At 57.4% G+C, this 9,020-nt stretch carries 7 protein-coding genes and 2 tRNA genes; 5 read left to right on the top strand and 4 right to left on the bottom strand.

The window, feature by feature from the left end; all coding sequences use genetic code 11:
• From MDG893_RS12215 to MDG893_RS12205, 3 genes are all read left to right on the top strand, one after another.
• Positions 1–875, top strand: an 875-nt coding sequence (locus MDG893_RS12215; RefSeq protein WP_007154094.1) for a glutamate--tRNA ligase, incomplete at its 5' end; no start/stop codon positions are given.
• Between the two features lie 112 nt (positions 876–987).
• A tRNA-Ala gene (locus MDG893_RS12210) sits at positions 988–1,063 on the top strand.
• A gap of 7 nt (positions 1,064–1,070) precedes the next feature.
• Positions 1,071–1,146: transfer RNA gene (locus tag MDG893_RS12205), tRNA-Glu, on the top strand.
• Positions 1,147–1,227: 81 nt separating this feature from the next.
• On the opposite strand, the gene MDG893_RS12200 is transcribed toward MDG893_RS12205, so the two are convergent.
• Positions 1,228–2,079: a 6-pyruvoyl trahydropterin synthase family protein gene (locus MDG893_RS12200; RefSeq protein WP_007154093.1), complete on the bottom strand. Its 852-nt coding sequence runs from the start codon at positions 2,077–2,079 to the stop codon at positions 1,228–1,230.
• A gap of 113 nt (positions 2,080–2,192) precedes the next feature.
• On the opposite strand from MDG893_RS12200, the gene MDG893_RS12195 reads away from it, so the two are divergent.
• The gene (locus MDG893_RS12195; protein WP_167319396.1) at positions 2,193–2,801 is read left to right on the top strand and encodes a nucleotidyltransferase family protein; all 609 of its coding nucleotides are present in this window, start codon (positions 2,193–2,195) and stop codon (positions 2,799–2,801) included.
• On the opposite strand, the gene MDG893_RS12190 is transcribed toward MDG893_RS12195, so the two are convergent.
• The 3 genes from MDG893_RS12190 to MDG893_RS12180 all read right to left on the bottom strand — a co-directional run bounded on the left by MDG893_RS12190 (position 2,784) and on the right by MDG893_RS12180 (position 5,982).
• Positions 2,784–3,881, bottom strand: a complete 1,098-nt coding sequence (locus tag MDG893_RS12190) for a response regulator (RefSeq protein WP_007154091.1) — start codon at positions 3,879–3,881, stop codon at positions 2,784–2,786. The genes MDG893_RS12195 and MDG893_RS12190 overlap by 18 nt on opposite strands.
• A 49-nt stretch (positions 3,882–3,930) precedes the next feature.
• The gene (locus MDG893_RS12185) at positions 3,931–5,301 is read right to left on the bottom strand and encodes an MORN repeat-containing protein (RefSeq protein ID WP_007154090.1); all 1,371 of its coding nucleotides are present in this window, start codon (positions 5,299–5,301) and stop codon (positions 3,931–3,933) included.
• Between the two features lie 159 nt (positions 5,302–5,460).
• Positions 5,461–5,982, bottom strand: coding sequence for a hypothetical protein (locus tag MDG893_RS12180; protein ID WP_007154089.1), 522 nt, complete (start codon positions 5,980–5,982; stop codon positions 5,461–5,463).
• Positions 5,983–6,080: 98 nt separating this feature from the next.
• Between MDG893_RS12180 and MDG893_RS12175 the strand changes: the two genes are divergently transcribed.
• The gene (locus tag MDG893_RS12175; protein WP_007154088.1) at positions 6,081–9,005 is read left to right on the top strand and encodes an insulinase family protein; all 2,925 of its coding nucleotides are present in this window, start codon (positions 6,081–6,083) and stop codon (positions 9,003–9,005) included.
• Positions 9,006–9,020 lie beyond the last annotated feature (15 nt).

Here is a 9,020-nt window from a genome sequence, read left to right as displayed (position 1 = left end):
TGGAAATCACCCACGTGTTGCGAGGGGAAGAGTGGATCAACTCCGCGCCCAAGCATAAGTTGCTGTATGAATATTTTGGCTGGGACATGCCGGTACTGTGCCACCTGCCGCTGCTGCGCAACCCGGATAAGAGCAAGCTGTCCAAGCGCAAGAACCCCACCAGTATCAACTTCTACGAGCGCATGGGGTTCCTGCCGGAAGCGGTTACCAACTACCTGGGCCGTATGGGCTGGTCCATGCCGGATGAGCGGGAGAAGTTCACACTGGATGAAATGATCGAAAACTTCGACATCCAGCGCGTGTCCCTGGGTGGACCGGTTTTCGACGTGGAAAAGCTGCGCTGGCTCAACGGACAGTGGATCCGTGACGAACTCAGCGACGACCAGTTCGTCGAGCGCATGCGCCACTGGTGGTTCAACGAACAGGCGCTGCGGGATCTGGTGCCTCACATCAAGGGCCGGGCGGAAGTGTTCAGCGATGTATCGCCGATGGCCTCGTTCATGTTCTCCGGCATGCTCAACCTCAAGCCGGAAGACTTCGATCACAACAAGCTGGAGGAAGGCCAGGTCAAGCGGGTGCTTCAGTTTACCCTGTGGAAACTTGAAGCACAGCGCCATTGGAGCAAAGAGAATATCTTTGCCGACGTTAAAGCTCTGGCCAAGGCCATGGAGTTGAAGATGGGTGATTTCATGTTTGCCATCTTCGTTGCTGTCGCCGGTACTCCTAACTCCTGGTCCGTTATGGACTCGATGGCTATCCTCGGTCCGGACATGACCCGGTCACGCCTGCGCCATGCCCTTGAGGTAGTGGGTGGATTCTCCAAGAAGGAAACCAAGCGAGTGGAAAAAGAATACGCGGCATTGCTGGCGGAATAACCAATCTGTTGAATTAGTAAGCGACCAGAACAGGGATGTTCACGAAACTGAAAAAACGTTGGAAAAAAGGTTGACGCCCCAAGGGTCGATCCTTAATATACGCAGCCGTTGAGGGGCCATAGCTCAGCTGGGAGAGCGCAACACTGGCAGTGTTGAGGTCAGCGGTTCGATCCCGCTTGGCTCCACCAATTTCTAGTCCCCTTCGTCTAGTGGCCTAGGACTCCGCCCTTTCACGGCGGCAACAGGGGTTCGAACCCCCTAGGGGACGCCAATACGGCTCAACCGGTTTAGTCCGCCGGTAAGCCATCAAAAAAACCGCCTTCGGGCGGTTTTTTTGTGTCTGAAGAAATTGTCAGCGGGAGGCGATAGCCCCTTTGCCGACGCCTTCATAGGCCTTGACACGAATGGCGTCCTCCGGAAACTCGGATTTCAACTGTCCGGCAATGTGCGCCGCAATAAGCTCCACTGTGGTGTCTGAATCCAGCATATAAACACGGTTCTCCGGCAACGTCAGCGCAAATTCCCCCTGATTCGCCTCGTATTCAAAGGTGACGTACGCTGTGCCATCCTCGGCCACCCAGCGTTGGGTTACGTCCTCCTCGGAGCCCACATAGATATCCTGCCACCGCTTGGCCCATTGGTTCTCTAGGTCCCGGTCTCTGTGCTCATTGCGGTCGATCCGAATAGGCGAGCGATGCCCATGGGCAATCCGCTGGCAATTGCCCATGTGTTTCTTCAGGCCGTGAACATAATGGTAATGGGCCCCTTCAATCACATCCTCACGCAATGCAATGTCCACATCCGTTACGTTTGCCGGCAACACTGCCCGTAATTCCTGCTCCAACAGCCGGGCAACGGCAGAAGGCACCACACGATCAGACGATAGCCACACCACCGCTTCGTCCGGGGATCGATGAAGAATCCGGGTGCCGTCGGTCAGATGCCAGGTGAAACTGTCTGGCTCATCCTCATTCCACTCAAGCCCTTTATAGGCTCTTGGGATCACCAGCCGGTGGTCCACGCGCTCATCGATGACCCGTTTAATGGTGCGTTTGACGTTGCTGAAATCGAACACCATGCCTTGATCGTCCAGCTCACCGCCGAGTACCACATCCACAATCCAGCTTTCCCCCACCAGTCCCCTGGAAGCATCCAGGTAGGCGAAGTCGATAACCGTCAGATTGTCTACGAAAAGGTGATTCATCGGAGGTGCCTGGCAAGATGAGGTTGATTGATGGGCGGATTCTAGCAAAAATCCGACAGTGCTAGCAGTCTTGCGTAACGTGCACGACAAAAATGAGGGGCAGTTCAGAGTGGGTGAGAACCATACAGGCGACGAAAAAAGGTTTCCCCCCGCTGGTACTGGCAGCGGGCGCCTCACGACGGATGGGTCGCGCAAAAGCCCTGTTGCCGGTGGGCTCAGGCACGCTGCTGGACCATGCTATCGGTCAGGCCAGGCAACTTGGAGGGCCTGTCACGGTAGTCGTCGGTGGCTGGTACCCCCTCGTTCGCTATCGCTGCCGGAGCCAGCCTTCGGCCTGGGTGGTTGCCCGGGATTGGCCGAAAGGAATGTCTGCATCACTGAAATCCGGTGTAGCAAGCCTCGGGCAAGGAGTGAAAGGTGTGTTTGTGGTGCTGCTGGATCAGCCACTAATCTCGTCGGATTCGATGCTTGCCCTCGCCGAGATGGCGCGAATGAATCCTTCGCAGCCCGCTGCTGCAGACCTGCAGGGAAAACCGGGGGCGCCGGCTTACATTCCCCGACGTCTGTGGCTTGAGATCATGGCCCTCGAAGGGGATAGAGGGGCAGCTGCCGTGCTGGCGAGACATGGCGCGACCCGGTTGGCCATGATCGGCGCCGGAAAGGATGTGGATTCGCCCGAGGATTGGCGCCGCATCAGCGGCGAGTTAGCCGAACAACCCTGATAGCCAGGCGATGCCCACCGCAAAAATGCCAAGGCTGGCGGCCAGGCCGACGGTGTAGATGCGAGAAGTGGCAGAGCGCTGTTGTGCCACGAACAGGTCAATGGTGCGCTGGGCGATGTCCTCCGCGGTTTCCCGGGAAATCTCATGGGCCTGCTGGATGGCCTCGGATTGCAGGGTCTGCCAGAACTCGGTATCAATGGTTTGTACGCTGGTGATGTGATCCTTGAGCTCCGCCATGTGGTCACCGGTGAAGCCGGTATTGCGAGAGAGGTCTTTGCGCAGGTCAGCCAGTTCCCGGCTCAGGTTCAGGTTAACTTCCGCCGCCACGTCGTCACGCAGGTTGCGGGTGCGTTCTTCGATCATTTCGGTCACCGCGTTCAGGCGCTCCTCAACCGCGGTTTCCTGCTTTTTGCTGGATTCGTCCAGTACCCGCTTGAGATGGTCAAACTGCTCGTCGAACAGCGAGCTGAGTAACTCGTGCAGGCGGTTGTTAATGTGGGTTTTTACTGCTGAGCGGGCTATCTGTTCGATCAGGTCGCTGGTCAGTGGGACAACCTGGGGGCCGTTGTTGTCGCTCGCGTGTAGCCCATCGTCGGCCTTTGGTGACATCTCCAGGGAAGCATCGGAGGGGATGTCGAGGATATCATCGTCCAATTCATTGGACTCAGTATCCAGTTCCGGCGGTTCGGGCAGGTTGCCTTCGGTCACATCATTGTCGAGCTGGTCGAGCACGAGACTGAGCCCTTCGGTGTGTGGTGGTTTGGTCAGAATATTGTAAACACCGAAGTTGCGGGCTTCCTCCATGAAAGACGACGATTTCTTGGAGGTACACATGATGATGGGAATGGCTGCGGTGTCCGGGTTGCCCTTAATGGCCTTGGTGGCTTCCACACCGTTCATGCCCGGCATAAGGTGATCCATAAAGATCACGTCCGGACGTTGATGGGAACTCAAAAAATCCAATGCCTCCTCTGCCGAGCCAGCCATGTTCACCTCCATGTCCCGGCCTTCCAGCAGTTTGCTCAGGGCAAATCGAGCCACTTTCGAGTCGTCTACCAGGAGTGCATTCTTGATCGCCATGTCACAACCTCAACCTTTACAGCGTGTGTGTTCATTATCGGGCGGGCGTTTACCAGCCTTCAAGTGTCGGGCATTGGGTGGCCCGGTAGCTTTTCTCCCGATAACAAACACCGGGTTCCTTGGTCCGGGCAGTAAATACCTCCCCGGCTGCCGTTGTCAGGCGTACCTGTCCGTAGGGTTCGCCGTACCTGAAGGTCGCTTCAATCGAGCTGCCATTGGGGTTCAGTAGCAGTCCCTTACCGTGGAACGAGCCTTCAATATACTGACCTTCGTATTTTTTTCCATCGGCGAAGACTTCCTTGCCGCTTCCGTGGAACTCGCCGTTAGAGAATTCCCCTTCGTAGTGGCGCCCGTCGGGGTAGGTAAGGGTGCCTTCGCCGTGGAACTCGTCATCCTTGAAGCCGCCGACATAGAGCATCCCGTCCGAGGTGGTTAGTGAACCATGCCCGTTGAGCCTGCCTCCTGACCATTGACCCGTCAGAATGTCGCCATTGGCCATGGTGAGCGTGCCCTGGCCGTCAAACTGGTCATTGCGGAACTGGCCGGTGTAGCGGGTTTCATCCGCATCACGCCAAGTGCCTTCGCCATGACGCTGGCCCCTTTGCCAGTCGCCTTCGTAGCGGCTGCCATCCGAGAGCCAGGCTGTGCCCTTGCCATCAAACTCACCGTCTACGAAGTGCCCCTCATACCTGAGTCCGTCGGCGTCGTCATAGGTGCCATCACCGGTTTTAATACCGCCAACCCAGGTCCCGTTCCTGTACTTGACCTTCGTATAGGCTTCCAGTTTGCCCACCAGGGTTTTCTCGTTGCCGGCGGCGATAGCTACGGTCTGTTGCCAGGGCTTGTAACCCTCCTTGCGAATGGTGACGTCGTATTTGCCCGGTTTCAGATCCAGGTCCAGTCGTGTGGCCCCGTGGTCCTTTCCATTGATGGTGACGTTGTCGCCGACGACATTGGAGCGCAGGATCAGCAATCCGGTTGTGGGAGGCTCTGGCGCATCGCTTCGAGTCTCGGTTTCCGGTATGGCAGCCACTGGCTCTGCCATCGCCAGCATTTTGGGGTCTTCCGGCAGATCGGGTACGGTAAAAGGTTCGGCGTTAATGCGGTTGGTATCGGACGCGGTCTCAGAGCCGTTGACTGACGTTTCTCCGGTTGCCGCCAGGGCGTCGTTTTCCAGAGGCAATTCGAGGTCATTTTCAGCTACGTCTTCCCTGGTATCCGGTTGGTAAAGTTCGTCCGAGCGCTGCGCTTGTGCTGGAGAGTCGTTGGACACGCGGGTGATGGTCTCTTTGGCGTCCGGCGCGCTGGCTACCGGTTTCATCTCCCTGGACAGGTCATCGCGAACAGACGCAAAGCCTGCCGTCACCAGAAGCATCAATGCCAGTGCGTTGACAAACAGGAGGGGTCTGAAATCGACCATGGACAACCTCTCAATTCTGCATTCGTGTAACGGCCACTATTCCGCCCGTTTCTTCGTTGTTGTTCAACAGGGCGCGGGGATGGCACCGCTTCATCTTACCCAGTCGGGGCAATGTTATGTAACACAAAGTCACTGAAGTTCACGAGAATGCAGGACAAATCACACTTTGTCCGGAAGCTGGTCATGGTTGAGCTGTTCCCAGGAGCGCATGTACACGTCTGCTTCATATTCGTAAGGGGATTTGAACGGCGTTAACACAAAATCGAACACCAGAAAGAAGAACCCGATCGACGCCCAGGCGATGACCAGCGTGCTCAGAGTGTTGGCCTGAATTTCCGGATTGGCGTCGACAAACCCTTCGAGCAACGGGATCAGGTCGGATGCCATGACCACCGGGTTGAAGCTGGAAAGCACAAAAGGCACCCAGAACGCGATGAAAACCGGAAAGAAACCAAAGGACCAGAGCAACCTGCGAAGCAGATACATACCGATGGCGCGCCAGTAACGCTGCCTTACTTCTGGAACGCGGCGAATGCGTTCCAGATAGCGGCGACGTTCGGCCCAGTAGGCGGCTACTTCCGGCGCATGGATTGTGCGGCGATGACTGGTGGCCTTGGAAGCCGGTTTGGCCGACTTTGGCAGAGCGTCCGATGTGTGGATGCCATGGGGTTCGGTGGTCATGGAATTGGGTACTGCCTTGTCGCTTCTGGTTAGTGCATGATAATAGAAAGTACGTGTTACCCTACAATCCCCATTTAGTTAAAGACAGGACAGTTTGAATGGCTGCAGTGATCGAAAACACCGTCCATCCGGCCTTTGAGAAGCTTCGCAGTCACCGGATCAGCACGCTGAACGTGACGGTCGAGGAATACCGTCATCGCAAAACCGGTGCCCGGCACTTGCACCTGGCGGCGGATAACGATGAGAACGTGTTCTTTGTGGCCCTGCGAACCTTCCCCATGGATTCCACCGGTGTTGCCCATATTCTGGAACATACGGCGCTGTGTGGCAGCGAGCGTTTTCCGGTGCGCGACCCGTTTTTCATGATGATTCGCCGGTCCCTGAACACCTTTATGAATGCCTTTACCAGCAGTGACTGGACGGCCTACCCCTTTGCCAGTATGAACCGCAAGGACTTCGACAATCTGCTGACGGTTTATCTGGACTCGGTGTTCTTTTCCTCCCTGGATCCGCTGGACTTTGCGCAGGAAGGGCATCGCCTCGAATTCGATACGCCAGACGATCCGTCCACCGACCTGGTCTACCGCGGTGTGGTCTACAACGAAATGAAGGGTGCCATGAGTGCCCCCACGTCACAGCTATGGCAGAACCTGTCCAGCCACTTGTTCCCGACTACTACCTACCACTACAACAGCGGTGGTGAGCCAGACCACATTGTGGACCTCAGCTACGACGACCTGTTGCGCTTCTACCGTCATCATTACCACCCCAGCAACGCGATCTTTGCGACCTACGGGGATATTCCCGCTCACGAGCATCATGAACGCTTGGAGGAGCTGGCCCTGAAGCGGTTTGATCGTCTGGATGTGGAGCTGCCGGTACGGGATGAGAAACGGATGTTTTCACCGGTGCGTGTCGACCAGAGTTACGCCGTCAGTGAAGGCGAGGAAACCGACCACAAAACCCATATCGTGATGGGCTGGTTGCTGGGACACAGCTTTGACCTGCAGGAAAACCTGGAGGGGCAACTGCTTGCCAGCGTCCTGCTGGAGAACAGTGCGTCGCCCCTGATGCGGGCGCTGGAAACCACCGATATTGGTCATTCGCCGTCTCCGATGTGCGGCCTGGAAGACTCCAACCGTGAAATGACCTTTGTCTGCGGCATTGAAGGCAGTGACCCGGAGAAACAGGACGACCTTGAAGCGCTGATCGAACAGACGTTGGCCAAGGTGGTTGAAGAGGGCGTCAGCGAAGATCGCCTGGAAGCCATTCTGCATCAGTTGGAGTTGCACCAGCGCGAGATTGCCGGCGACAGCTTCCCATATGGCCTGCAACTGATCATGACCGCGATTTCGCCGATGGTCCATGGCGGCGATCCGGTTGAGCTTCTGGATCTGGAGCCTGTCCTGGCCGATATGCGGGAAAAAATCCGTGACCCCAAGTATGTGCCAGGCCTGATCCGCCGCAAACTGCTGGAAAACCCACACCGCGTCACCCTGACACTGCGCCCGGATGACAAGCTGGAGAGTCGTCGTCAGGCGGCAATTCGCGATGCCCTTGCCCGCCGCAAGGCCTCGTTGACTGACGAAGAGGTTCGCCAGATTATCGAGCGCGCCCAGGCCCTGGAAGAGCGGCAGACACGGAAAGACGACGATTCCATCCTGCCGAAGGTTGACCTGACCGACGTTCCCCTGCAGTTGCCGGAACCCGAGGCGCGGTTCGCCGGCGACATGCCTGCGACCATTTATGCCCGTGGCACCAATGGTCTGGTGTACGAGCAGGTGATCCTGCCGGTACCGAACCTGACAGAGGAAGAGCTGTTGCTGCTGCCGTACTACACCACCCTGATTCCGGAAGTGGGTTGCGGCGAACTGGATTACCTGCAGATGCAGGACCGCATCTCGGCGGAATCCGGTGGCATCAGTGCGTCTTTCTCCGCCAAGGGAAGAATCGACGATGTTCAGGATCTTGAGGGTTATATCGTCTTTAATGGCAAGGCGCTGGCTCGAAACCGCGAGGCGTTGACCCGCCTGCTGAACGACGTCTTTAATGGCGCCCGCTTTGATGAGAAAGAGCGTGTGCGCGAGCTGATTGCCCAGATTCGTTCCCGCCGTGAGCAGGCGGTTACAGGCAGTGGCCATGCATTGGCCATGGGAGCGGCATCGCAAGGAATCAGTCCGGGGGCGTGGCTGTCGTTCCGTCTGGGCGGGCTGGAGGCTATTCGTGGTGTCAAGGCACTCGACAAGTCGATCAGCGATCCGGCTGAGCTCGACAGCTTATGTGAGCGGCTTGCAGCACTGCACGAACGTATTCGGAGCCAGTCTCGTCAATTCCTGCTGATCGGTGAGGAAGAGCAGTTGGACCCGATGCTGACGGAGCTGAAGACCGTTTGGGGTGACTCTGGTCCGGGAGAGGAAGCAGTCTGGAAGCTTGAACCCGTAAGTTACCAGGCGCGCCAGGCATGGCTAACGTCAACCCAGGTGAACTTCTGCGCCAAAGCCTACAGTACGGTTGCGATCAACCACCCGGACGCAGCGGCACTGACCGTTTTGGGTGGTTTCCTGCGCAACGGCTACCTGCACCGGGCCATCCGTGAAAAGGGTGGCGCCTATGGTGGTGGTGCTGGCCAGGACAGCGTGAACGGTACTTTCCGTTTCTTTTCCTACCGTGATCCCCGGTTGGGCGAGACGTTGGAGGATTTTGACAACGCCCTGGAGTGGCTGCAGACCGAGCAGCACGATCCTCAGGAACTGGAAGAGTCCATTCTCGGCGTGATCGGGCAACTGGACCGCCCACGGTCACCAGCCGGTGCTGCCCGCCATGCCTTCCACAACAGGTTGTTTGGCCGGACGCCGGAGCAGCGCGCGCGTTTCCGGGAGCGGGTGCTGGCAGTGACCCTGGATGATATGAAGCGGGTGGCCCGCGAGTGGCTGAAGCCGGAGAGCGCCAGTGTGGCAGTTGTCACCAGCTTCGAAAATCGTGATACCGCTGAAAAACTGGGGCTGGAAATCCAGGAGCTATAAAGAGCCTGAACGCAC

Origin of the sequence: Marinobacter algicola DG893 (assembly GCF_000170835.1) — a bacterium.
Taxonomy (GTDB): Bacteria; Pseudomonadota; Gammaproteobacteria; order Pseudomonadales; family Oleiphilaceae; genus Marinobacter; species Marinobacter algicola.
The sequence above is the reverse complement of the archived record's forward strand: the minus strand, read 5'-3'. Positions and strand labels throughout refer to the sequence as shown.

Bases quoted from the DNA above. Each gene is read 5' to 3' on its own strand.
- MDG893_RS12200 (WP_007154093.1), bottom strand. From the start codon at position 2,079: ATGAATCACCTTTTCGTAGACAATCTGACGGTTATCGACTTCGCCTAC.
- MDG893_RS12190 (WP_007154091.1), bottom strand. From the start codon at position 3,881: ATGGCGATCAAGAATGCACTCCTGGTAGACGACTCGAAAGTGGCTCGA.
- MDG893_RS12185 (WP_007154090.1), bottom strand. From the start codon at position 5,301: ATGGTCGATTTCAGACCCCTCCTGTTTGTCAACGCACTGGCATTGATG.
- MDG893_RS12180 (WP_007154089.1), bottom strand. From the start codon at position 5,982: ATGACCACCGAACCCCATGGCATCCACACATCGGACGCTCTGCCAAAG.
- MDG893_RS12175 (WP_007154088.1), top strand. From the start codon at position 6,081: ATGGCTGCAGTGATCGAAAACACCGTCCATCCGGCCTTTGAGAAGCTT.